General features: G+C 51.8%; 23 protein-coding genes and 1 tRNA gene. 8 read left to right on the top strand and 16 right to left on the bottom strand.

What is annotated here, in order from left to right; genetic code table 11:
• Positions 1-44: 44 nt before the first annotated feature.
• Entirely contained in the window at positions 45-1,895 is a 1,851-nt protein-coding gene (locus AYK82_RS07180; protein WP_068313355.1) for a M3 family oligoendopeptidase, read from the bottom strand.
• Positions 1,896-2,158: 263 nt separating this feature from the next.
• Between AYK82_RS07180 and AYK82_RS07175 the strand changes: the two genes are divergently transcribed.
• The 3 genes from AYK82_RS07175 to mepK all read left to right on the top strand — a co-directional run bounded on the left by AYK82_RS07175 (position 2,159) and on the right by mepK (position 7,302).
• Entirely contained in the window at positions 2,159-3,652 is a 1,494-nt protein-coding gene (locus AYK82_RS07175; RefSeq protein ID WP_068313352.1) for a sigma-54-dependent transcriptional regulator, read from the top strand.
• Between the two features lie 104 nt (positions 3,653-3,756).
• Entirely contained in the window at positions 3,757-5,463 is a 1,707-nt protein-coding gene (locus tag AYK82_RS07170) for a L,D-transpeptidase family protein (RefSeq protein WP_082733798.1), read from the top strand.
• A gap of 219 nt (positions 5,464-5,682) precedes the next feature.
• Positions 5,683-7,302, top strand: a complete 1,620-nt coding sequence (gene mepK / locus AYK82_RS07165; protein WP_068313349.1) for a peptidoglycan L,D-endopeptidase MepK — start codon at positions 5,683-5,685, stop codon at positions 7,300-7,302.
• A 77-nt stretch (positions 7,303-7,379) separates the two neighbouring features.
• Here the strand turns inward: mepK and AYK82_RS07160 are convergent, their stop codons facing one another.
• Positions 7,380-7,643, bottom strand: coding sequence for a DUF2312 domain-containing protein (locus AYK82_RS07160; RefSeq protein WP_068313345.1), 264 nt, complete (start codon positions 7,641-7,643; stop codon positions 7,380-7,382).
• A 710-nt stretch (positions 7,644-8,353) separates the two neighbouring features.
• Between AYK82_RS07160 and AYK82_RS07155 the strand changes: the two genes are divergently transcribed.
• Together AYK82_RS07155 and pyk are read left to right on the top strand one after the other, a co-directional pair.
• Positions 8,354-8,842 carry a DUF1036 domain-containing protein gene (locus AYK82_RS07155; protein WP_082733797.1) on the top strand — a complete coding sequence of 163 codons (489 nt, stop codon included), beginning with the start codon at positions 8,354-8,356 and terminating at the stop codon, positions 8,840-8,842.
• Complete coding sequence (pyk, locus tag AYK82_RS07150) at positions 8,839-10,260, top strand: pyruvate kinase (RefSeq protein ID WP_068313342.1); 1,422 nt, start codon at positions 8,839-8,841, stop codon at positions 10,258-10,260. The genes AYK82_RS07155 and pyk overlap by 4 nt, the downstream gene beginning before the upstream one ends.
• Positions 10,261-10,349: 89 nt before the next feature.
• Here pyk and AYK82_RS07145 read toward each other — a convergent pair whose 3' ends face one another.
• From AYK82_RS07145 to cpdR, 4 genes are all read right to left on the bottom strand, one after another.
• Entirely contained in the window at positions 10,350-10,925 is a 576-nt protein-coding gene (locus tag AYK82_RS07145) for a tetratricopeptide repeat protein (RefSeq protein WP_172795206.1), read from the bottom strand.
• A gap of 191 nt (positions 10,926-11,116) precedes the next feature.
• On the bottom strand, positions 11,117-11,242 hold the full coding sequence (gene ykgO, locus AYK82_RS07140) for a type B 50S ribosomal protein L36 (RefSeq protein ID WP_008551489.1): 126 nt from the start codon (positions 11,240-11,242) through the stop codon (positions 11,117-11,119).
• Positions 11,243-11,426: 184 nt separating this feature from the next.
• Positions 11,427-11,501, bottom strand: a tRNA-Val gene (locus AYK82_RS07135).
• A gap of 127 nt (positions 11,502-11,628) precedes the next feature.
• Entirely contained in the window at positions 11,629-11,988 is a 360-nt protein-coding gene (gene cpdR / locus AYK82_RS07130; RefSeq protein ID WP_068313336.1) for a cell cycle two-component system response regulator CpdR, read from the bottom strand.
• Between the two features lie 279 nt (positions 11,989-12,267).
• Between cpdR and AYK82_RS07125 the strand changes: the two genes are divergently transcribed.
• Together AYK82_RS07125 and hisN are read left to right on the top strand one after the other, a co-directional pair.
• Complete coding sequence (locus AYK82_RS07125) at positions 12,268-13,143, top strand: N-formylglutamate amidohydrolase (RefSeq protein ID WP_082733806.1); 876 nt, start codon at positions 12,268-12,270, stop codon at positions 13,141-13,143.
• A 411-nt stretch (positions 13,144-13,554) separates the two neighbouring features.
• On the top strand, positions 13,555-14,343 hold the full coding sequence (gene hisN / locus AYK82_RS07120) for a histidinol-phosphatase (RefSeq protein WP_068313333.1): 789 nt from the start codon (positions 13,555-13,557) through the stop codon (positions 14,341-14,343).
• A gap of 68 nt (positions 14,344-14,411) precedes the next feature.
• Here hisN and AYK82_RS07115 read toward each other — a convergent pair whose 3' ends face one another.
• The gene (locus tag AYK82_RS07115) at positions 14,412-15,383 is read right to left on the bottom strand and encodes an alpha/beta hydrolase (protein ID WP_068313328.1); all 972 of its coding nucleotides are present in this window, start codon (positions 15,381-15,383) and stop codon (positions 14,412-14,414) included.
• 119 nt (positions 15,384-15,502) lie between these two features.
• A complete protein-coding gene (locus AYK82_RS07110) occupies positions 15,503-15,868 on the bottom strand; it encodes a hypothetical protein (RefSeq protein ID WP_068313325.1) in 366 nt (121 codons plus the stop codon).
• A 354-nt stretch (positions 15,869-16,222) separates the two neighbouring features.
• On the opposite strand from AYK82_RS07110, the gene AYK82_RS07105 reads away from it, so the two are divergent.
• Positions 16,223-16,681, top strand: coding sequence for an Hsp20 family protein (locus AYK82_RS07105; protein WP_068313322.1), 459 nt, complete (start codon positions 16,223-16,225; stop codon positions 16,679-16,681).
• 173 nt (positions 16,682-16,854) lie between these two features.
• Here AYK82_RS07105 and AYK82_RS07100 read toward each other — a convergent pair whose 3' ends face one another.
• From AYK82_RS07100 to AYK82_RS07065, 8 genes are all read right to left on the bottom strand, one after another.
• Positions 16,855-17,889: a threonine aldolase family protein gene (locus tag AYK82_RS07100; RefSeq protein ID WP_068313319.1), complete on the bottom strand. Its 1,035-nt coding sequence runs from the start codon at positions 17,887-17,889 to the stop codon at positions 16,855-16,857.
• Between the two features lie 80 nt (positions 17,890-17,969).
• Entirely contained in the window at positions 17,970-18,530 is a 561-nt protein-coding gene (locus tag AYK82_RS07095) for a DoxX family protein (protein ID WP_068313316.1), read from the bottom strand.
• A gap of 32 nt (positions 18,531-18,562) precedes the next feature.
• Positions 18,563-19,357, bottom strand: a complete 795-nt coding sequence (locus AYK82_RS07090) for an HvfC/BufC N-terminal domain-containing protein (protein ID WP_068313312.1) — start codon at positions 19,355-19,357, stop codon at positions 18,563-18,565.
• A gap of 9 nt (positions 19,358-19,366) precedes the next feature.
• Positions 19,367-20,272, bottom strand: coding sequence for an MNIO family bufferin maturase (gene bufB / locus AYK82_RS07085; protein WP_082733796.1), 906 nt, complete (start codon positions 20,270-20,272; stop codon positions 19,367-19,369).
• An 84-nt stretch (positions 20,273-20,356) separates the two neighbouring features.
• The gene (locus AYK82_RS07080) at positions 20,357-20,656 is read right to left on the bottom strand and encodes a BufA1 family periplasmic bufferin-type metallophore (protein WP_068313309.1); all 300 of its coding nucleotides are present in this window, start codon (positions 20,654-20,656) and stop codon (positions 20,357-20,359) included.
• Between the two features lie 311 nt (positions 20,657-20,967).
• Positions 20,968-22,290, bottom strand: a complete 1,323-nt coding sequence (locus AYK82_RS07075; protein ID WP_208976425.1) for a methyl-accepting chemotaxis protein — start codon at positions 22,288-22,290, stop codon at positions 20,968-20,970.
• Between the two features lie 186 nt (positions 22,291-22,476).
• Positions 22,477-23,595, bottom strand: coding sequence for an SGNH/GDSL hydrolase family protein (locus tag AYK82_RS07070; RefSeq protein WP_068313306.1), 1,119 nt, complete (start codon positions 23,593-23,595; stop codon positions 22,477-22,479).
• 23 nt (positions 23,596-23,618) lie between these two features.
• Positions 23,619-24,800, bottom strand: coding sequence for a lytic murein transglycosylase (locus tag AYK82_RS07065; RefSeq protein ID WP_244265723.1), 1,182 nt, complete (start codon positions 24,798-24,800; stop codon positions 23,619-23,621).
• Positions 24,801-25,071 lie beyond the last annotated feature (271 nt).

The following is a 25,071-nucleotide window of genomic DNA, read 5'->3' as shown; positions in this document are numbered from 1 at the left end:
CCTGCCTTTTTTGCAAGTTCTGTCAGCTGGAGAAAATCTTTTGCCTAAGCACCCGCATTATCCAGCTCTTCAAGCTCGTCGATCATCCGCTCAATCACACTAAGGCCCTTTTGCCAAAAACCCGGATCACTGGCATCAAGCCCGAATGGTGCGAGCAGCTCGCTGTGATGTTTTGTGCCCCCTGCCTTGAGCAACTCAAAGTACTTCTCTTGGAAGCCATCCTGCTCATCTTCAAACACAGCGTAAAGCGAATTCACCAAGCAATCGCCAAAGGCATATGCATAGACATAAAACGGCGAGTGGATGAAGTGCGGAATATATGTCCAGTAGTTTTCGTAGCCGCCCTCAAGATCGATAGCAGGTCCTAGGCTTTCTGCTTGAACCTCCATCCAGATTTCTCCAAGACGTTGCGAGGTGAGCTCTCCCTGCCGCCGCTCGCTATGCACTTTCCGCTCAAAGCAATAGAACGCAATTTGGCGGACAACAGTGTTCAGCATATCCTCCACCTTGGAGGCCAGCATCACCTTACGCTTTTCGGCAGTCTCCGCCTGCCCCAACAAATCCTGAAAGGTCAGCATCTCGCCAAATACACTCGCCGTCTCGGCAAGCGTAAGCGGTGTTGGTGACATCAGCGCTCCTTGCTCGGCTGCCAGCACTTGGTGCACTCCGTGCCCCAGCTCATGCGCCAAGGTCATCACATCACGGATCTTGCCTTGATAATTTACCAGCACAAACGGGTGCGCACTTGGCACAGTTGGGTGAGCAAACGCCCCTGGCGCTTTGCCCGGTCGCGCAGGTGCATCAATCCAGTTCCTATCAAAAAACGGCTTGGCCAACTCTGCCAACTGCGGTGAAAAGCGGCCATAAGCCTTGAGAACCGTTTCCTCCGCTTCAGGCCATGGGATAACGCGATTATCCGCCTGAGGCAGCGGCGCATTACGATCCCAAAACTTCATTTTCTCAACACCCAGCCACTTGGCCTTCAGTTGATAATAACGGTGGGACAAACGTGGATAAGCCCCCCGCACAGCCTCGACCAGCGCATCAACAACCTCGCGCTCCACCCTGTTGGCCAAGTGCCGGCTATCTGCAATATCCTCGAACTTGTGCCAGCGATCATAAGTTTCCTTATCCTTCGCCAACGTGTTGGTGATCAACGTAAACACACTAAGGTTTTTGGCAAAGGTCTTGGACAGCGCCTCAGCCGCTTTGCGACGCTTCTCTCCATCTGCATCTTGCAGCAAGGTCAACACCGGCTCGATAGCCAGCTCTTCCCCGTCGATCTCATAGCGTGAGCTGGAGATGGTTTCGTCAAACAAGCGGTTCCAAGCAGCCGCGCCACTCACACTTTTTTCATGGAACAGCTGCTCAATCTCGTCAGCAAGCTGGTGGGGACGTTCCAGCCGAACATCCTCTAGCCATGGGCGATAATGCGCCAAAGCTGCATCACTCAGCGCGCCCTCTAAAACCCCATCGTCAATTCGGTTGAGCTCCAACCCGAAAAACAGCAGGTGCAAGCTGATTGCCGTTAGCTTCTCTTGCACATCACCATAAAATTTTTGCCGGATTGGATCGGTGGTGTTCTGCGTGTAGACCAGCCCTGCAAACGAACCAAGCCGACCAAGCAAATCCTCTAGTTTTTCATAGTCGGCGATAACAGCCGCCAACTGCGCGCCTGAGTGCGCCGCCATCTCGGCAAGCTTGCCTTTATGCTCAGCCTCAAACATTTCGGCCAACTCGCCAGCGCGTTTCATATCCGCCACAAACGCCGCATCATCCATACCGGCATACAGCGCCGAAAGGTCCCACTCAGGCAACGCGCCAAAGGCTGCATCACCGCTGGCCTGCGCGTCTGGCTTCGCAAAATAAGGGTTAAACAAAGCGTCGTTTTTCATCACAGAATAATCCAGTCACAAAGGGGCAATTCCTAGCGTCATTTGTAACGCAGTCCCGAAAGTTCGCAAGGCTGGTTGCTATTAACCAAAGATCGTTCAGCATAAGCGCTAAAGTACTTATTTTTCAATGCAAATCTTTCAGTAATTACCATGGGGCAGTCAGGCATTTGTTTACAAAACCCGCCTAGACTGTCTCGCAATGATACAATTTCTCTCGTGCTGCGCCACATCTGCAGTTATCTTTAAGGACCAAAGGATTTGCCATGAGCCAGCGCATTTTGATCGTTGAAGATGACCCGGTACAAAGGCGCTTGCTTGAAAACACTTTGCAACGCTTTGGCTACCGCACCCAAACCGCTGAAGATGGCGAGCAGGCCCTGCAACTAATCACCTCGCATGCCGACAGCTACGATTTACTACTGCTAGATCTCTTACTGCCGAAGCTTAGCGGTCTGGAGTTACTCACCCGGTTACGTCAGCAAAAGAGCGCCATTCCAGTCATTGTACAAACAGCCCATGCCGGATTGGAAAAAGCGGTCGAGGCGATGCGCGCTGGCGCGCAAGACTTCGTGGTAAAACCGGTCCCTGCCGAACGCCTGCGCATATCCGTAGCCAATCTGCTGCGCACCTCTGCTTTGGAAGAGGAAATAACCCGCTTTCGCCAGCACACATCACTCGCGCTCGGTTTCGATCAACTCGCAACCCGATCGGAAGCCATGGAGCGGGTTCTGCGTCTGGGCAAACGCGCCGCCTCCTCTACCATTCCCATTTTGATAGAAGGGGAATCTGGAGTAGGGAAGGAAATGATCGCCCGCGCTATCCAGGGCAGCAGCGACCGGCGCAGCAAACCATTCATCACAGTGAATTGCGGTGCGATCCCCGATCATTTGGTAGAATCGATCCTGTTTGGCCACGAAAAAGGTGCATTCACCGGCGCCCACGAAAAGCACAGGGGTAAATTCCAAGAAGCCAATGGCGGAACCCTCTTTCTAGATGAGGTCGGCGAGCTACCGCTGGAGGTTCAGGTCAAATTGCTGCGCGCATTGCAGGAGGGCGAGGTCGATCCCGTTGGCGCTCGCAAGCCGGTAAAATGCGATTTTCGCCTGATTTCTGCCACCAACAGGCGCCTGCTCGAGCAAGTGAAGGAAGGTAAGTTTCGCGAAGATCTCTACTACAGGTTGAATGTGTTTCCCATTTGGATCCCGCCCTTAAAAGACCGTCTGGAAGACCTGCCTCAGCTTCTGCATCAATTCATGGCGCGCTTTTCTGCGGAAGAAAGCAAACCGCATGTTTGTACAGTCGCAGCGCAAACTTTGGTGATGCTGCAAAGTTATGACTGGCCGGGCAATATCCGCCAGCTGCAAAACGCGGTCTATCGCGCTGTTGTACTTTGCGATAGCGATGTACTCGCGCCAGAGGATTTTCCGCAAATAATTCAAGCGATTTCTGAAAAGGACACACCGTCCTCCCAAGCTGGGCATCAGGTAGAAGAACAGCATGATACCGCCTTCGAGCAGCTGCAAGCAGAAGCATTTGATCCAGCCAATCCACCATTTGGCTATCTAAGCGCACTGACGCCTGAAGGCCATATTCAAACATTAGCAGAAGTCGAAAAACAGCAAATTTCTTTGGCCTTAGATCACTACTCTGGTCGCATGACAGAAGTTGCTAAACGCCTTGGCATAGGTCGCTCAACACTCTACCGGAAGTTGAAAGACTACAACCTGTCAGAAACAAGCGAAGAATCAGCCGCTTGAGAAAGTGGTGAATTTTTAGAAATTTCTACAATAGCGATAACTACTAGGTGCGCTGATATGCTACATTAAGTTAAGTTTTCATAAACTAGTAGTGAGTGTGTGTAATGGCGTCTCAAAGTGGTTGGCCTGCGTTGGCTTGCGTTACAGTGGCAGCAGCCCTGCTTATTACAGCAACTGTTTTCCCTGCTGCTGCGGCACAGCCAGATACCGCCTTGAGTTTTTCCTACAACGATAAGAATTTGGCCCGCAATCAACCGGTCTTCGCACATCTTCGCGCAGCCTTTGAAGAAAAGCACCCCGAGCTACCCTTTCGGATTAAGCGGGATTACGCTGCAGCAAAACTCTTCTATGAGCGACGCGGCTATCAACCAATCTGGATAAAGAACGGAAAATTGACCAGGGCCGCACAAAATTTGGTGGCGCGCATTGCTCAGGCACCGGAAGAAGGCCTAAACGCAAAAGACTACCCTCTCCCGGTTCTGCTAGCGAACCCACTTAAAGACCCGGCAGCCATTGCACATGTGGAGTTCAATCTCACGCAATCCGCCTTGCGCTATGCGGAAGATGCGATGGGTGGGCGTATCCCCCCTTCCAGTATCGACAAGTCGATTACTCAAAAGCCTAAGCGGCCTGACCCTATCGAAGCGATGGAAGCAATCGCACGATCTCCTCTACCCGGCGCCACGTTGCACGCCTTTAACCCGACACACGCAGGCTACCGCGCCCTACGAAAGCAGCTCAAAACTTTGCGCAAACAGCAACAAAGCAAGCGCGAGCCAATCGAAATTCCCGGAGGTCGTTTGCTGCGGCCCGGCATGCAGGATGAGCGCGTTCCGCTTCTGCGTGCACGCCTACAAGTGCCAGCCAAGCAACCCAAAAGCCAACAAAAGCATGCCACTGTGGCGCAAGACCACGCCACCACAAACCGAAAGCATGCCCGGACCTATACCCAAGATCTTGTTGCCGCGGTTAAAGCCTTTCAGACAGGCAATGGTCTAAATGCTGATGGCATTATCGGTCCTAGAACACTCCTTGCTTTTAACGCCTTGATCGGGGAGGATCCGATCAAAGACGTGATCGCCAATATGGAGCGCTGGCGCTGGGTGCCAAGAGACCTCGGCACAGTTTATCTACAAGCCAACATTCCGGAGTTTACAGTACGATTGATCCAAAACGGGGAGGTTAGCTACGAGACCCGCGTCGTTGTGGGCAAACCTAAGCACAAAACCCCTGTTTTCTCCGACAAGATGGACCACGTTATCGTCAATCCATATTGGAACGTCCCTTATTCCATTGCCACCAAAGAAATATTGCCGGAACTGCGTGCGGACCCTGCAAGCTACCTGACCAAGGGCAACTATGAGATGGTCTATAATGGCAAAGTCGTTTCGCCAAAACGCATACGCTGGGAAGATGTTACATTTGATGAACTGCGCATCCGCCAGCGCCCCGGTCGTGGTAATGCACTTGGAAAAATCAAATTCATGTTTCCAAACCGGCATAATGTCTACATGCACGACACGCCGTCTAAGTCGCTCTTTAAAAGATCTGCCCGTGCCTTCTCGCACGGTTGTGTTCGCATTCATGAGCCTTTCAAATTCGCGGATGCCCTAATGCAGACCCAGAAAAACCTAAGTGGCAGAAAACTCAGATCTGTTGTTGGCAAAAAACAGCAACAATTCAACTTCGCTCGGCATATTCCAGTGCACCTGACTTACTTCACAGCCTACGTAGATGAGCAGGGCAATCTTCAACGCCGCCCAGACATTTACGGCCATAACAGAAAGACAATTGCCGCACTCGGTCTGTAAAACTTTAACAATTCAACATTTATCAACAGCGCCTTACAGTGCTAGGTTGCACCCCCGCACGGCTTTTTTTCTTTCTCTCGCCACGTAGCACTGTTAACTTTACCTAATGGACCACTCAGACCTAAGAATCAGCTCAGTTTCAGTAAAGCCGCATTAACCATTTTCAGCTTAAAGCTAGTTCATGGTTAACAGCCGCCAAACGAAGAAGAGCGAAACAACGTGCAAAACCCCGGGACACTTGCTCAGGATCCGCGATCCAACCTACGCTTAGCCACCCAGCTCACTTTGGCAGCGCTGTTGGCGCTATCTGTTGTTTGCTATTGCGTACCGGCTTTGGCGCAAACAAAATCACTTAAGCTGTACAACACCCATACCAAAGAGCGCGCAACCATCACCTTTAAGAGGAATGGCCGCTATGTTCGCTCAGGTCTCAACGAGCTCAATCGTTTCCTGCGGGATTGGCGCCGCAACGAGCCAACTAAAATGGATCCAGAGCTGTTTGACCTAATCTATGATGTTTACCGCAAATCCGGTTCTAATAAGTATATCCATGTTGTATCCGGCTATCGCTCATTAAAAACAAACAACATGCTTCGCTCTCGCTCCCGTGGTGTCGCCAAAAACAGCCAACACACCAAGGGCCACGCCATGGACTTTTACATCCCCGGCCAGAGCGTAGCCAAGCTACGCGCAATCGGGCTGCGCCAACATGTCGGAGGGGTCGGCTACTACCCCCGCTCAAACACACCTTTTGTGCATATGGATACCGGTTCGGTGCGGCACTGGCCCCGGATGAGCCGTAAGGAGCTTGTTAAAGTTTTTCCAAAAGGCAACACAATCCACGTACCAACTGATGGCAAACCCTTGTCGGGATACAAGCGCACCCTTGCCGCTGTGAAGGCGCGCGATTCTGGACGCACCAGCACCCTGGCCAGCAACACCTCCAGCCGCAGCAAAAGTTTTGTTACCAAACCCAATACCGGTAGCAAAACACTTTTCGGTACACTTTTCGGCAGCGATGATGATAAGGAAACAAGCTCGCTCCCCAAACAGAAGACAGAGCCACGCCGTTCGCAGCGTCAACCTGATCCTGGGTTGCGCGCCGACGCATCACCAGCCAATGCAGTTCCTACACCAAAATCCAGTGTACTGCTCGCCAACGCTCCACAAACTGAACGACAAGAGGCTACAACTCTGGCGGCGGCACCAATGCCAGCGTTCAAAAAACCGACAGCGGGCGCCAGCGCGCGCCTTGCAGCCTTCGGCGCAATTGGCGCTGCCACACCCAGCTTGAAACCGCAGCCCTCTAGGGCATCTCAAGTGGCATTCAACACAGTGCAAACGCCTCTGCGCAAACCAATGGAGCGCACCGCACTCACAGCACTTGCGCCAGCACGTCAGCCAATCAATACGGGCTCACCACAAGGCGACGTTATTGCCCTCGCCTCCGCAACAGCACAGAACACCGGACCTGAAACAGTCGGATTTGCACGCAGCACACAAAACGGCGTGCGCGGAGATGCAATTCGCAACGCATTGGCACGCTTCGCCTCAATCCCCTTCAACGCCATGATTGATACGACAAGCTCTGCCGCATTGCCTGCGCCAGCCGCTAGCGTAGATTTACTGGTGAAGCCTGCTGCATTGGACAATGCAGGAAACTTTGCGCAACTCTACAAACCTGACCAAAGCGCGCTTAACGGCCTCTATTCGCTTAGCGAGGTAGAAGCAGCTACCAAGAGCGACCTGCAGCTTATACCTGCAAAGCAAAACAGTTTTACAGGTCGTGCGGTCAACTGGCAGCCCATGGAACGCAGATCCCTCGGCTTTTCCAGTTAACATACAGACAGATATACAAACCCAACAAAAAAGCCTCCCTAGTAGGGAGGCTTTTCTCATTTGCCGAATGCGGTGGCCTACTCGCTGGGCACTGGGCCAATCATACCCAGTGCATGCAAGTAGAGGTCCAGCACCGCTTCTTCTTCTTCGCGCTCATGCGGCTTGCGCTTGCGCAAGGAAACGATTTTCCGCATAACCTTCACATCAAAGCCGTTGCCTTTTGCCTCGGCATAAACATCCTTGATGTCATCCGCGATCACTTTTTTTTCTTCTTCCAGACGCTCGATACGCTCGATAAACGAACGCAGCTGGTCCGCAGCAACACCGCCATGATCAGACATGCACTACCATCCTTGTTTCAAAACCAAAACTATCCCAGAGGCATTGTGTCTGCCAGAGAAAGCGCATCCGTTCAACCTTTGAAACTGGTAGCCCACAGCACCTGCACAGTTACTTTGTTCCTGATTTGATCGCACTACCTTAACTCAAGTAGGCTATTGACATGCAGCTTCCCCTAAGACGACAAGTAACCACGTATCTATTCAGCAGCTAAAAGTGAGCCCTGCGAAACTCCTTCGCATCCATCACAAAACCAAAATGCGCCAATCACATTCAACTTTTATTGACTGTCTTGCCATTTTTAGCTCGCGCATATCATTGAGCAGCAATTGATGCCGTCGCGATCACTCACCTCATCAATGAGCTTACAACAACCTCTATTCAACCATGTAGAAGACCTGCGTCTTTTGCGCACAGACGCCGAAGGGTAAGACCACTGCACATCTAGCCGATCAGCGGTATTTGCACACAACTCCTTAATCCACAGCAGCTGATATTAGCGGCCCCTTTCACCCAAAAAGGCTTAGTTTTTCTGGGAAAAACAGTATTATGGCGCCTGCGTGCAATCGAGAAACGTTTTCAAGCATTCCCCTTGGCACGATTTAAACAACGCCCGTTGAATGATCTCTTTTCAAGAAGTGGTCGTCTGGTCGCGTTGACACGAACGTCATCAAAACGCATTAACTTGCCGTTGTAGCTGTAAAAGATTGTTATGAGACCAACCATCGCCAAGTCCCAGTTTGCACTTTCTCTCCCAAGACGTGCACATTCACCTTTGGTTTGGGCATTTGTAGTTGGATGGTGTTTGATTTTGTCGATATCGTCGGCAAATGCAAACTTCCGCCTCTGTAATAAAACGGAGGGACAAGTCTTTGTGGCGATAGGGCTCCATGATGACACGTCATGGGTTAGCGAAGGTTGGTGGAGCATTAAGCAAAACAGCTGTGCGACACTTAAACAAGGCGCCCTGACGTCACGATACTATTACATCTACGCGCGACAAAACGACGGAAAAGATGGATGGGGGGGCAAAGCGCAAATGTGCATTCGCCCCAAAAAAGAATTCACCATCCGCGGCGTTGAAGACTGCGTAGCCCGTGGCTACGAGCGCGCAGGCTTTTTTGAAATAGATACAGGTGAGCAAAGCAGCTGGACTGTCCAGCTGACGGAGCCGATAGAGCAAGGAACAGGTGGACGATGAAGCGAAACAGACGGGTCAAAATCCTAGCAACTCTCGGCCCTTCTTCATCAGATGGCGCGACGATCAAAAAACTCTGGCAGGCAGGCGCGGACGTATTCCGCATCAACATGAGCCACTCCAGCCATGAAGTTCTCAACAACTTGGTCAACACCATCCGTGGCGTAGAAAAAGAAGTTGGCCGCCCAATCGGCATTCTGGCCGATCTTCAGGGCCCAAAACTGCGCGTTGGCACTTTCGAAAATGATGAAAAGGTTATGCTGGAAAACGGCGCAACCTTCACCCTCGATAACGACGAAACCCCAGGCAACGTCAACCGCGTATACCTCCCGCATCCAGAAATCTTGGGTAGCTTGCAAGAAGGCCACCGCCTACTGCTGGATGATGGTAAAATCACCTTGCGGGTTACCAACGCTTCCCCCGAGCGCTGTGAAACACGCGTAGAAGTAGGTGGCAAGCTTTCCAACCGCAAAGGCGTCAGCGTTCCAGATACCGAGATTCCGGTAGGCGCATTGACCGATAAAGACCGCAAGGATCTGGTCGCCGCTCTCGACGCAAAGGTAGACTGGATCGCCCTTTCCTTCGTACAGCGCCCCGAAGACCTTGTTGAAGTTCGCAATGTCACGCAGGGTCGCGTAGGTGTTCTGGCAAAAATCGAAAAGCCGCAAGCAATCGATCGCCTGCCAGAAATCATCGAGCTGTCCGATGCAATTATGGTTGCACGTGGTGACCTCGGCGTAGAAATGCCACTTGAAAAGGTACCAGGACTGCAGAAGCGCATGATCCGCGCTTGCCGTAAAGCTGGCAAGCCAGTAGTTGTGGCAACGCAGATGCTGGAAAGCATGATTACCGCACCTGTGCCAACACGCGCGGAGGTATCTGATGTGGCAACAGCTGTGTTTGAAGGCGCTGATGCTGTCATGCTGTCTGCCGAATCTGCTGCCGGCGACTATCCGGTTGAAGCTGTTTCCACCATGGACAAAATCGCACAGGAAGTGGAAACTGACACTCACTACCGCGATATCGTGCACGCACAGCGCACGGAGCCTGAATCCACTGGAGCCGACGCAATCACCGCAGCTGCGCACCAAGTTGCTGAAACATTGGATCTCGCTGCAATCGTTTGCTACACCGCATCGGGCGGCACCGCACTACGCGCCTCCCGCGAACGTCCAAAAGCGCCAATCATCGCCTTCTCACCAGAGCTGTCGATCGTGCGTCGCCTGACTTTGGGCTGGGGTTTACATTGCGTCGCCAGTAACGACGCTGCGAACGAAGAAGAAATCGTTGATCGCGCGTGTCGTCTTGTGGCCAAAGAAGGCTTCGCCACTCCAGGTCAGCGCATTATTGTGTCGGCTGGCGTTCCATTCGGCACCCCGGGATCGACCAACATGCTGCGCATTGCCTTTGTTGGCGGCTAACAGCCCCTGTAAGATTAAAAATTTGGCCCGCTGATGCATATCATCAGCGGGCTTTTTCTTGAGCCCAGTTTAAAGACATAGCACAGTAGCTATATGCCGGAGCCACGCAGCTGTGCGCGCAGTTGCACGACAGCCTCTCTTGCGGTGGTTTGTAACGGGTAGTGCTCTAGTACCCTGCGATAAACCCTCAGCGCCTCTTCAGGGCGCTTAAGCTCACGCATGATAACACCAAGGCCTATCATCGCCCAGACATGGCGCGGCTCAAGGGACAGCACCTTCTCCAAATCCCGAAGAGACAATGTGTAGTCCTGTAGTACGAAATGAACCTGTGCACGACGGTTCCAGCCCTCAACAAATTCAGGGCGCAACAACACCACCTGATCTAGCAGATCAAGCGCGAGCGCGTACTTCTCTTCCTTCACTGCAACACTTGCGCGCACCATCAACAAGTCAACTGTCGCGCTTCCCGATGCGTTCAGCATCGCTTTCAGCTGCGCTTCTACTCTTTGCGCATCACTTTCGCTCTGCGCCTCTCTTAGCTGTCTGAATTGGTCATCAAGATCCGGCCCAGCTACGATGTCACCACTTGCCCGCTGATCTGTCAGGTCATTTTGCTTCGTTGCACGCAAGTCATCAGCACGTGCGGAAAAACAGGTGCAAGACAATAGCACAGCCAAGAATAGCCCGGGCACCAAAGCGGGCCAAGAGCAAAAACGCTGTGCCGAAGCGACAGAGGCAAGGGGGAGCAAACACAAAAAAAATCGCATGCGAAGAGTATTTCACTCAATGCATGCGATTTTCAATTCCAAGAAAATTGGACCCCTTTTACAAACTACCTAGAGTTTGCGGGCCAATATTAACCCTGACGAGCCTTAAAGCGAGGGTTTTTCTTGTTAATGATGTATACGCGACCCTTACGGCGAACCATGCGGTTGTCGCGATGACGGCCCATGAGAGCCTTAAGAGAGTTCTTAATCTTCATTGTCCTGTCCCCGTTCGGGTTTTTTCCATCCGGGATCCTGAACATCACGATCCGCTAGGTTTGTTTTATTACAGCCTTCCGGCTCAGGTGGTGTCGACATAACTCCTCCGCGCCTGAAAGGCAACCGCTATTCGGCGCTGGAAGGAAATCGACCACTTGAAGCGGACAAACCCGCAAAAAGAAATGGTGGGCGTGACAAGGATCGAACTTGTGACCCCTACGATGTCAACGTAGTGCTCTCCCGCTGAGCTACACGCCCATAACTTTCAAGTGGTTACCACCCTTGCGTTTCCGCTGTGGTGGAGAGCCGTATAAGGGGAATCTTGCCCCCTTGCAAGACCCAATTTATAAAAATGCCTTTCCTTTCCACATTCGCCCCCGAAAACTCAAGATGCCAGCATCTTTTCCACCTCTTGCACCAGCTCACGCAGATGAAACGGCTTGGACAACACCTTGGCATCCTTAGGGGTCTGAGAATCGTGATTCAACGCAACAGCAGCAAACCCGGTAATAAACATCACCTTCAAATCCGGGTCGAGTTGCGTTGCTTTTCGTGCCAACTCAATCCCGTCCATCTCTGGCATTACAATATCCGTCAGTAATAGCGAAAACGGCTCTTCTCTCACCCGCTCATATGCGCTTTTTCCATTATCAAAACAAACGACATCATGCCCCGCCTTTTCCAGCGCTTTTTGCAAAAAGCGGCGCATATCTCCATCATCTTCAGCCAGCAAAATCTTCGACATTCGCGTTTATCCAAAAGCCTCCACTGGTTAATTTTCGCCCCAGTCCCTTTGAAGCGCCTATTAATCACGTTATAGTTTTCTTGTTAGTCAGCGCAGGCAGCTACACCAAATACGCATTGTATCGACGAAACGTGACCCTAATCAGGTTTCGTCAAAAATCAATAGAACCGCAATCATCGCAATTGAGGGGAGCCGATTTTGAAAGCGCAATCGGATGGCCTGATAGAGGTGTCAAGCTACAGCACGCCTTCAGCTACTCCAAAAGCTGTTACGGGCCAAATTGCCGCATTTGAAGTTCATCACCCTAAACAAGGGCCACACGAAACGCCTCTGCCGTTGCTCGCCAACTCTCCACACGCTGGCAGGCACTATCTGACATCCTTTTTGGAAAGCTCACGCCTCGACAAACATGAGATTCGTCGCTCGGAAGATGCTTATCTTGACCTGCTACTGGATGACATCCACCGGTTCGGCCTCACTTACATGAAAGCAAACTTTCCCCGCGCCTATCTAGATTTAAACCGAGAACCTTACGAACTCGACCCCAAGATGTTTGAGGGCAAGCTCCCGAACTACATCAACAGCCGATCCCTGCGTGTCGCGGGTGGGCTCGGCACAATCGCGCGAATCGCATCAGAAGGTAGAGAGATTTATCGTCAACGCCTCCCAGCAGCCGAAGCGTTACATCGCGTCGAAAGCCTCTACAAGCCATACCACCGCCAGCTACGCACCTGCCTTGGAGATATCCAACGACAATTCGGCTACGCGATCTTATTTGACTGGCACTCTATGCCATCCATACCAAACAGCAAAGAAGCCAACGCCAAGCGGCCGGATTTCGTCATAGGCGATCGTTTTGGTAGCTCTTGCGCCGGCCGTCTTTCTGATCTCGTTGTCTCCTTGCTCCGAAACAAGGGGTACACAGTTGCGCAAAACAAACCGTATGCAGGGGGCTTTATCACAGAGCATTATGGCAGACGGGAAAAAGGCCTGCACGCGATACAGATTGAGATCAACCGCGCACTTTATATGGATGAGCAATCAATCCGCCCACATAATGGTATTGTTGAATTGAAATACAACGTCAATTGCGTACTTTTGGAACTTGCCCAGCAAATATCGTGGGGCGAGGGCAGCCAAATCGCCGCTGAATAAAAAGACGCTTGCCTACAACATGAAGGCAAGCGCAGAAGTCTTTGGAGGAGACTCTCTTAGTGATAGAGAGGTGCGTATCGCACACAGTCATTACCTCATTAAATTACCCTTGGGTCAACTAAGGTTTCACCTCTAGCCTCAGCTAACGGAGCGACTGCGGCACATCTACAACACCCTGCAGCTATGCAGCAGGGTCGCTCAAATGGGCCAACTAGAAAACGTATACCTCATCCAGCTGCTTCGCAGGTTAACGCTGCGATCTCCAGTGGTTACCATAGGCTTGGCAAAAAACACCGCGACCTCTATTTACAAGCACAATCAAAACCTAATAGAAGCGAACCAAACACGCGCACTTCTGTTGCATCAATACTTGTGCAATTTTCACTCGATCAACTTCACGGACCTGATCAGATGTCCCATTCTTTGCCAAGCCAAGCATTTCTACATCAGCTTGCCGACGCAGCCGACCGGATAACACTACAGCACTTTCGCTCTCCAATCTCGGTCGACAACAAATACGAGCAAGGGTTCGATCCAGTTACCATAGCGGATAGGGATGCAGAAACAGCGATCCGAGAGTTGATCACAAGCGCCTATCCAGAGCATGGCATAATCGGTGAAGAGCATGGATGCACCAACACCGAAGCTGCAACGCAGTGGATCTTGGATCCTGTTGATGGCACGCGCGCTTTCATCAGCGGCATCCCGCTTTGGGGCACCCTCATTGGCCTACGCCATGAAGGAGCACCAACTCTTGGCATGATGAGCCAGCCCTATAACAACGAGCGTTACTGGGGCGACTGCGTAAATTCATGGTACCGTGGCCCGCTAGGCGAACGACGCCTGCGCTCTCGCCAGTGCTCGGGCCTAGAAAATGCAGTGTTGATGACAACAACACCAGAGCTATTCAAGGGTGATGAACGCACCGCATTTGATGAAATAGAGCAGCAGGTAAAACTCAGCCGATACGGAACAGATTGCTATGGGTACGCCATGGTCGCCGCAGGTCAGTGCGACGCTGTCATTGAAAGCGGCTTGCAAATCTACGATATCTATCCGCTAATTCCGATCATCAAAGGCGCTGGCGCAATTATCACTAACTGGGCCGGCGGCGATGTCGATGACGGTGGCCGGGTTGTCGTGACGGGAGATGCCCGAGTGCACTCACAACTCCTGAAGCGTCTCTCTCAAGTTGTATAGGCTTGTTTAGCCGCCCGCCGGAGCTAGGGGCACTCATCGTAACAAGTGAGCGCCCGCATTCCGGCCTGTCAGACTGTCTCTTCAACGCGGCTCATGATTGGCGGTGCGTCATCCAGCGGCACAAATGCATCAAACGCTGCCCAAAACTGCGACCGATACTTGTCTTGCTCCATAAGCAGTTCGTGCTGCGCGCCGCGCACTTCTAGATAAGCCATCCAAGAACTATACCTGCATAAGGTTTCACTTGCCTGCTTACACACTATTCTGTCCGCTCCCGATGCAACAACGAGCGTAGGTGGCCCATCTTGCCGAGCAAACTTAACCGAACGAATCCTCTGAAGCGCTGCGCTTACCCGATGAAACCAACCTGCTGTTGGAGAGCCGACACCAAGCTCTGGCTTCGCGGTTAGGATGTCAACCATGCGTTGGTAACGCGGTCCATCACTCGTTAGCTTGTTTCCCTGAAACGGTTCTACAAGACGACTGCTCCCGCCGGGCACATAAAAAGCGCCCAACCCACATGCCACCATAATGCGTGCCAACCACCGCGCGGGCTTACGCCCCCACTTTGGTAGTTTGATCTCAACCAAAGGCGAGCTTAATACCACCCGCTCCACCTGTGTCCGCAACCGTGCAGCACTATCAAGAATAACCGAGCACCCTGTCGAGTGGCCCAACAGATAGTGTGGCCCGGGAAACCGCGCTAGCGCCACATCCTCCAGCACAACACGGAGATCTTCCTTGTACTCAGAAAAGGCCCTTATGTGCCCTTTGAACTGGCTTTTAAGCAATCTGGACGAACCACCCTGCCCACGCAAATCAAATGCGACAACATGGAAACCACGACTTCGCAATTCCTCAATTACTTCAAAATACTTTTCGATAAATTCAGAACGCCCCTGAACAAGTGTCACCGTTCCCTTCGCCGCTCCTTTCGCAACCCACGTCGCGACACGTAGCGTCACACCCTTCTCAGGTACCAGCGAAAAGCACGACGCACCATCGGGTATCGGGTTTGAATCAATCGCAATCAGTTCCATGCTGCCCCTCAATCAAATCACTGCAGCGTACCCTCTCAAAGTTCGGCAGCCAAGCCACCCAATCCCGATGGCCAAAAGAAAAGGCTCCGCAATAAAGTCAGAGCCTTAACCAATCATCTCTAGTTAATATAGCGCGCCTTGAGTATCCATCCTGAGTACGCATCCATTACCAAACGCACTTTTTTGCGTCCCCGCCATTTGGCTTTCACGACATAAACATCACCACGCGGCCGAATTTTTTTAATATTGCGATATCCCATCGAGCGAAGATATCGCCGGATCTGCCGTTTGTTTAAACGATACTTTTTTGCATACCAATGCCCCTGCTGGGCATGCGGGTAAACCGGTCCGCCATGCCAACTCCAAGTTGGCCCGTTGCCAAAATGAAATTGCATCGTAAACCGCTCAGCAGCTTGCGCACTCGGCAACAACACACTCATCGCCAAAACAAATGCAGCGGCAGTCTTCTGGTAGGTCTTCATCATGTAAAATCCCTTCCCCACGCGTTCTCTAGGTTTCCTCGTATTCCCTAAAGACACCCTAGCCAGCCGCCGCTTAACCCTCTCAGCATAAGAAATTCATTTTCCATTAATAACAATAACTATTTGTTTTATTGTAGTTTTTAAGAAATCTCACTTCCTTTAATCGCAGAAACGCACACCAAGTAACTCAAAACCACTTGAAACAGTTTTGCAGCTTTCCCATCTCTAAATCATGCGGAGGCCAAGAGGATCCGCAGCCAAGACCAGCGTCGCCAATACGGGGCGCTAAAACCAAAACATCCCTCCCAAAGCACTTTGGGAGAACGGACCTATGTTGCTCATTGAAGAGGACTAAATATGCGTCACTTAGATTTCACCCCACTTTATCGTAGTACAGTTGGCTTCGATCGCATGTTCTCCATGCTAGATAGCGCCAACTCCGATCAAGGCTCTGCTTACCCGCCTTACAATATAGAGCGCACAGGGGATGACACTTATCGCATCACCATGGCCGTCGCCGGATTTAAGGAAGATGAGCTAACCATAGAAACGCGAGATCACACCCTCGCCGTACATGGCGAAAAAGCGCAGGAGAGCGAGGACAAAGAAGTCCTCTACCGTGGCATTGCCTCCCGCGCATTCGAGCGACGCTTCCAGCTCGCTGATCATGTGCGCGTCGATGGCGCAAGCATGGAACATGGCTTACTGCACATTGACCTATTGCGGGAACTGCCAGAAGCAATGAAACCGCGAAAAATCTCGATCCAAAGTGCCAACGCCGGAGATGCGAAACAGATTGAAGGAGAACTGAACTAAGGTACCTTCAAGCGCTGGTGAGCCTGTCTCCTCCCAAGCCCGAGGCTCACCAAGCGCAATATGTGCGGTCTTCCTCCCAACCGCACACACTTTTGCCGGTTCCCCTAGACGACAAACACCCCGCACAGCGCTAGGCTGGCGGGGTGTTTTTTTTCAACCAGTTCGTTCATGCACTATGAGAAATGTGAGACTAGTCGCTCGACCATCTCCTCAGTCGTTGCGAAGCTGGTGACAAAACGGATCATCACTTCATCCTCCGCCAGACCATCGGCAGGCCAATCATAAAAACCAACCCCCGCTTCTAGCAAACGCGCGGCATCAGCCTTCTTAACAATCGGGAACACCTCGTTCGACTGCGGACTTACAAGCAAGCGCACACTCTGTTTCTTATCCAGATCATCTGCAATCTTTCGCGCCATCGCATTCGCGTGACGAGCGTTCCGCAGCCAGTCATCATTCTCGAAATAGCCTTCAAACTGCGCAGATATAAATCGGCTCTTAGAGAAAAGCTGCGCTGAACGCTTGCGCAAATACTCAAAGCCACGAGCGTCATCAGGATTGAAGAAAACTACCGCCTCAGCACACCAACAGCCGTTTTTCGTTGCGCCAAACGACAGCACATCAATGCCTGCCTGCCACGTCATCTGCGCCGGAGTTGCATTGAGCGAGACCAACGCATTCGCAAATCGCGCACCGTCCATATGCACTGGCAAGTCCCGCGTCTTCGCCGCCGCCACGACCTGCTCAATTTCGCCAATGCTGTAGATCGTGCCGCATTCCGTCGCTTGCGTGAGTGAAACAGCAGCCGGTTGGCCCTGATGCACCACACCTTCCGGATGCCGTGCCATAGCCGCAAGCAGGCTTTGTGCCGTTAGCTTGCCGTCTTTTCCGGGTACCCCAAAAATCTTGTTGCCACCAGTGGCAAACTCAGGAGCGTTACATTCGTCAACATTGATATGCGCCTCTTCGTGACAAAAGACCACGCCGCCCGGTCTTGAGTAATGCGCGAGCGCAAGCGAGTTTGCTGCCGTCCCGGTTGAAACCAGAAACACAGCTACATCGCGTTCAAAGACTTCATTGAACTTCTGCTCAATCGAGCGGCTAAGCGGATCAACACCATAAGCAGGTGCAAAGCCGCTGGCATGGCGAGCAAGGGCAGCACTTACAGCTTCCGTTGCACCAGCCCAGTTGTCACTAGAAAATTCCATAGGTCTGCAATAGCAGAGCCCTAAATCTTGGCAAGCATAATTATCACATAAGTGCCACTGGATCTTGCAGCAGCGTTAATTCAGCGGCTCATTCTGCCAAGAAGATAATCTAGCGAGAGCTGACCCGGCCCCTTTAACACCAAATAGACCAGCATCACCATCCACAACAGCCGCTGATCTGCGATCAACGAAGCTGGATTGCCATCAAACCAAGCCCCCACAGCACCAGCATCCACCCCGTGTCCGGTAACATCAACGTAGGTCATCACCGCCACAAACCCAATAAATCCAAGGCTCGCCGCCCGCGTGAACAACCCTGCAACAATAAGCGCTGGCAGCACAAACTCTGCCCAAGTTCCCATCAGAACAATCAAGCCATAAGGAAAAAAGGCTATCTGAGAAACATCATATCCAGCTGTCTCTGTGAGGCTAGGGAGAATTTGTGCATAAGCGCCAACACTCGGCTGCAAAAATCCCAGTGCACCAGCGGAAATCTTCGTCAACGCCGAATTCCAGAAATACACCAGCAACACCGCCGCAAAGCAAAAGCGCACAAAAGCTCCTAGAAACCAGTTTCCCGCAAAGAACTCGATGCCTTGAAACACCGCTTGGTAAAGTCGTTTTAGACCACTTGCCAACATCACCAGCCTCCCTAGCTGTTTCCCGCAATTGGTTATCCCTCATGCACGTCGCTAACTGCACCGCTCTGCAGCCCCGCTGTTAGCGATGCGCTTAAATCAAACCCTTTAAATGTAGCAAGCGCCGCTTCTCCCGCTTGTGAAAGTGAGTTCCCCCGCTTCAACTGCCGCAAGAAAAAGTAGGTTCCCTCATCCACAACAGCGCACCTGACATGCAGCTGCGGGCGCGCTAAGACGCAGAACTGGCTCCTATCGTTCACTTTGCCTGCATCCCCTGCGCGCGCGTCCAGCTCTGCCACGGCGCAGTCATGCCCCCCCGAGCCAAAACAAATCGCAGCCACCTCGTAACGAAGCTCAACCAAGCGGCAACTGGGCAGGAAAGAAAGCTTGGCGCCCATGAGCTTTTCAGGAGCCAGCGCGGCAAGCTTCTCGCTTTGCAATACTGGCCAATCAGCGCTGTGGTAAGCCTGCAGCCATGCCCATTCCAGTCGCGCAACATCGGCAATGTACGAATACTCCGCCAGCGGAGGAAAACCGGACATAAACGCAGGAAGTCTCTCTCCATATTCGCTTAGGACAGGCTGCCTCGGTGGTTCACCACGCACAAACTCAGCCGCCATTGCGCGAAAAAACTCCGCGCCAAGTAACTGTGCAACCATGGGAAAATTGCTGGCCAATGCATCAATCAAACTCGCCATAACATTATTGCGATAAACACCGAAGCGCCTCGCGCTGATTTGCCCGTTCCGGCCAACAACGCCAGATGGCACTGCGCTTACTTCTTCCAATAAGGCCGCGGCAAAGCGCGAATGTACGGTAGGTCTCGGCATAACAACCTCTCAACGCGTCGCGTCGGCAAGTGACGTCTCGCACATCTTTTGTGCCAGCACGGCTTCTCCCATCAGCTTAGCAAACTCTGGCACATCGTTATCCCACTCGATCAAGGTGGGGCGAAGTCCCATCCGCGCAATAGCGTAGCCGTAAAGGTGCCAAACCGGATCAATCACCTCTCTGTCATGCGAATCGATCAGCAGCGGGTTGCCGTATTCATCTTCATCGGGCGTATGTCCGCCCAGATGCACCTCGCCTACAAACTCCAGTGGGAAGGCATCAACATAGCTATGCGCGTCGGTACCGCTGTTGCTGCAGGAAACGAAGATATTATTCACGTCAAGCAAGAGCCCACAGCCACTGCGTTTTGCCACCTCACGCAAAAAAACCGTCTCGCTCATCGTGCTTTCGCTAAACAGAACGTAGGTCGATGGGTTTTCAAGCAGCATTTGCCGCCCAACCACGTTTTGCACTTCATCTATGTGCTCCACAACCCGCGCTAGCGTCGCCTCTGTGTAGGGCAGTGGCAACAAATCATTATAGTAAATTGGCTCATGCGACGACCATGCCAGATGCTCTGAGAACAGTACCGGCTGGTAACGCTCCACAACGCCTTTCAGGCGCTGAAGGTGAAGCTCGTTTAATGGCTTCTCACCTCCGATTGAAAGCCCAACCCCATGCACTGAGATCGGGTAGTCTTGCGCTATTCGCTCCAGATAAGCGTGAGGCGCGCCGCCTGCACCCATATAGTTTTCTGCATGCACCTCGAAAAACTCAAGGGGCGGCTTACTCTTGATGATCTCGGCATAATGTTGCGTCTTGAGCCCAACACCAAATCCCTGCTTGATCCCTTGGCGCACCCGATCGTAATCGCTTGATGGGGCACTCTTAATGTGGTCTGGATATTGATCCATCTCGCATACCTCAAGTTATCTCGGAAGCAGGAAAAAGCAGGCGGACACGGCCTGCGCGCCGCCTTGCTCTTTGTTGTAACAGGCTTAGCTCTTCGGCAGGTCGCGATCGAGCGCGGTCAGTGAACCCTTGCGATCACCCGGTACTTCCATATCCACGCAAGTACCTTTTGGAACCAGCTTCCAAGCATTGCCTTGATAATCAACAGTGGAGGAACCTGCACATGTGGTGCCCGCGCCGGCCTTACAATCATTTTGGCCTGCGAGCGCAACACCGTAGCATTTCTCATTTTCGCCCGCTGCCAATGCACCGGTGGAACCAACAGTAGCCAGAGCAGCGGTAACAGCACCAGCCATTGCAACAGCAGAAATAGTAAGTTTAGACATGACGATCATCCTCTGGTTGGTCAGGTCATTTGTCTTGTCGAGACGTTTGCCTCGCCAACAAACCTCAAGGAAAACCAGTTAAATAGGAAATAAAACACCTGTGAGCTGAACGTCATTTGGGCTCACTTACCTTCGGCATAATTTCTGCTGTGAAAACAGCATTCTAAGTAATTTCAGCTAGTTTTAGTAGGATTAGAGCAGCGTATCGCACACCAGCTTTCACTTGCCGCTCACACAGGCGTGATAGGTCGTGTAGACAAAAAAAGCCGCCCCACACAGGGACGGCTTCTCGGTGAACCATTTATTCCGGGCTAGGCCGATTGTACGGTTCCAAGAAATTTCTCAACCTCACCTCGCAGCGAGCCAGATAAGCGCCCGAGCTGCTCAGATGTCTCATGCATGTGTCCCGAGGTTTCCTGTGTCGCCTTGTAGTCACGCTGCATCTGCTCAATATCAGCAGCAACACGTTGTGCGCTACTATGTGCACTCTCCAGACTGTCGGAAATTCCGTCAGTGGCAAACCGTTGATCACTCACGGCGCGATCAATGTTGCCAGCGAGCTCGTTTATCTGATCAATTGTCCCACGAATACTGCGGATCGCCTGTACCGTCTGTTCTGCCACATCCTGAACAGCCTGCACCTGCTGCGAAATTTCCTCGGTTGCTTTAGAGGTCTGCCCAGCCAAGTCCTTCACCTCGTTCGCAACAATCGCAAAGCCACGCCCGGCTTCTCCGGCGCGCGCCGCTTCAATCGTCGCATTCAAAGCCAAAAGGTTGGTTTGATCTGCAATTTGATCAATAAGTTCAACAACCTCGCCAATCGCGCGACCACTTTCAGCAAGTCGGCCAACAATCTCATCCGTTTTTTCAGCTTCGAGTACGGCCTGTTGCGCGATTGTGTTTGCCTGATCTGCATCAGAACTAATGGAGTTGGTCGAGCGGGCAACCTCTTGCGCAGTTTCAACAACCATTTGTACGCTTTGTTGCGCTTCCACAGCAGCATCTGTTGAAGAGTTCATAGCAGATGCAGCGTCGTTAACACTGCGCGCCAACTTCATCGAGCGCGCCTCTACCGACTCGCTAATCTGATAGAGCTGCTCAACTACACCGCCAACTGATTGCTTAAACGAGAGCGCCACATCTTCCAGTGCTTGCTTTCGCGCCTCGGCAAACTCAATATCCTTCTCCATCTGTGCGGCAATTTCAGCCTCGGCTTTTTGCCGCAACACCACCCGAAACTGGCCAATAGATCTGGCGATATGGCCAATTTCATCGCGGCGTTTGATCCCGGCAATTTCGGTATCAAGCTCGCCCGCAGCCAAGCCATCCAAGCCCGTTTGCAAAGAACCGAGCGCCGTTTTGGTTCGAAGGCCGATGAAAAAGGCAATCGCCAAAAAGAGCACGCCAACTGGTGCACAAACAACAGATATAAAGATAAGTTTGTCTTGCAGCAGCTCTATGAGAGCACCTTCGCCCCCACTCGACAGCAAGCTTTGACGAAACGCCCCATCTGCCATAGCAGAGGTCAACGTTTCGTAGATGATGTAAAAAGAAAAAAGAGTGCCAGCACCCATAATGGTGATTGCAAGCGCAACGATAAATACAAATCGCCCGATAATCGAAAGTTGAATCATTATGCTTTCGCGCCAAAGCGCGCCCCACAACCACTGGTCGATCCCAGCAGCTCTCCCAAAATCTCTAGGGGATAAGCTAGGATACCTACGTGCGACAACGCAACGCACAGCCCAGGTGATTTAGGGAATTTCTAACAGATTTCACCGGGTTACATAAATTATCATAAAAGTCTAAACAAAATTAATTCAGTTCTCCAGCCAAATTGACCCAACGCGATCCGTAGCTCTACTTAAATTTTCTTCATCAAGAACCTGTTGCACAAGACTATTTTTTTTATCCTCAGCATCTTCAGAATCAGTCGAAATCAGCTTCAACTCAGGCGAACTTAACCGCCCGGTTAGTACAATAAAGAAGGGATCATCCTGGACACCTTCAAAAACAAATGCACTGGCACTTCCAAACAAACGGGCGATCTCTCGCTCGACAAAATATGCAATTTTCCTATAGCCAGGGAATGTGAAATACAGACCATCCTTCGTGCGAAGTGTCTTTTGCACGCCGCTAATGTCTGGTCCGCGATCCGCGTATGCCCCAGCTTCGTCAAGAAATGCTTGCCAGATATCGACCCAAAGCCCCCCAGCTGGCTCTACTTGCTCCTTATACATCTGGTTGAGGTAGCTTAGGTTGACTGATTTTGCATAGTCTTCCGCAGGGCCAAGCCCAACCCAAATAAGTGGCAATTGCTCATTGCGAACCGAAGCAACGAGCGAAGCGATGCGAAATCGATACTCCTGCGCCCATTCGGGGCTTTGGTAGGCCAGGGTTTCACCGCCCAATACGTAGTTTTTATCATCCTGAGCGCCGATAAACACAACGACGAGACGTACATCCTCTTTGCGCAGTGTACTGGAGATATCTTCGGGCCAGTCAGGGTACTTTGTTTTCACAAGTCCCTGATTTGGATAAACGAGTTTTTTTACGCGAATGGAAGGCGTATCGGCATAAACGGCGCGTAGTCCTTCGGCCCCCCCCTCAGCCAAGCGGTCCCCAACAACCAGCAGAACTTTCGCATCCTCGTTCTTCTTTTTTTCCTCGATCTGCGGCACAGCAAGCGCCGCCGCTGCCGTGGCCTTCTTGACACGAGACTTCCGGTTGCGGGTTCGTTTCTTCTTCCTGTAGCTTGATTTAGTTTTCTTTTTTGCCTTAGGTTCGCTCTTCTTAAACAAGCCGAAGAACGAGAAAAATCCGCTAGTTTGTTTTTCGCCATTAGGTCGGACTTGCGCAGATACAGGCTGATAGGCAGCATCAGCACTCGCCACCGCCAGACACAAGAACAAAACTACACAAAGCCGACCAATGCTCACGTTTACAACCTCATACCCAAATTCTAGTGTGCACTCCGCAACTGCTCCAACACAAGGCTAGATGCGTAGCCATCACTTACCTCACCACGTCTAATCTGATAGGCGCGCAACGCCGCTCGAGACTGCGCACCCAGTTTGCCATCAATCTTGCCTGCATAGTAGCCACGTTTTTTTAAGAGGCTCTGAATCTCCTTGCGTTCACTGAAGCTTAGCGGTCGCAAATGCCGCGGCCAGTCCTGAACAAAACCCTCGACACCTAACAAACGATCACTTAAATGGCCGATCGCCAAAGCATAGGAATCTGCGTTATTGTAGCGCTTGATAACATCGAAGTTCTTAAGCAACAGAAATGCGGGGCCTTGAGCCCCTGCCGGTAAATACAGCCGCGCCTGATCTTGAGCGCGAGGAAATTCCCAACCATTTGCGCGCCGCACTCCCATTTTCTGCCAGGCAGCAAGGCTACGTTTGCGTTTACTCCCAGCCAAGCGATAATCAAACCCCTTTGGTAAGCGGACTTCATAGCCCCACGTTTTTCCGCTTTCCCAGCCCATGGTCTTTAAATAGGCGGCGGTTGAGGCCAGCGCATCTGGCACCGAATTCCAGATATCTCGCTTGCCATCACCTGTTGCATCAACAGCATAAGCGAGATATGTGGTTGGAATAAACTGGGTATGCCCCATAGCACCAGCCCACGACCCGCGCATCTGCGCCAGCTCGATGTCTCCGTTTTGTAGAATTTTCAACGCACCTATCAGCTGCTTTCGCGCATAGTCTTTCCGTTTAGGATCCTCATAGGCCAGTGTCGCTAGCGCTTGTACTGTATTTTTGATCAAACGCTGATTGCCAAAAATCTGACCATACGCACTCTCCATGCCCCAGACGGCAAGAACAACATGTTTACTAACACCATACTGCCCTTCAATCCGATCCAGCCAACGCTCCCATTCTTCCAGCGCCTTATGTCCATCCGCCAACCGGCGTTCCGAGACCGCAGAATCCATGTATTGCCATATCGCCCGCGTAAACTCTGGCTGATTGCTTGCTTTGGGAATTACAGTGGGATCCGGTTTCATCCCTTGAAAAACCTGATCATACAGCCGTGCTGAAATTCCGGCTCTCACCGCCTCTGCTTTGAAGCCACGAACCCAGCGTTGAAATCCGGCATCGGCGACGGCCCCTTGCACACCTAGCAAGACAAGCAGCACGCCACATCCCAACAACCTATAAAATCTTCTAGTTCGCAGCACCAAAAGTTCTCCCTTATTCCTCTGTCGCACCCTATCGCAGCGATCACATTTCGCACAACATCCGCTATCCAAGCCACACTAAAGCATAGATAAATTTTGCGGGGCCTTACTTGTGCGCGCAGCACATTTTCACAGGGCCTTTCAAACAACCAATTACGGCCTTTTGCAGTCGATGAAAGCCTAATTTGCATAACGGCAAGGTTGCCAACACCTTTCCCAAAGGAGTAAC

It is taken from the genome of Polycladidibacter hongkongensis, from assembly GCF_001561995.1.
Taxonomy (GTDB): Bacteria; Pseudomonadota; Alphaproteobacteria; order Rhizobiales; family Stappiaceae; genus Pseudovibrio; species Pseudovibrio hongkongensis.
The sequence above is the reverse complement of the archived record's forward strand: the minus strand, read 5'-3'. Positions and strand labels throughout refer to the sequence as shown.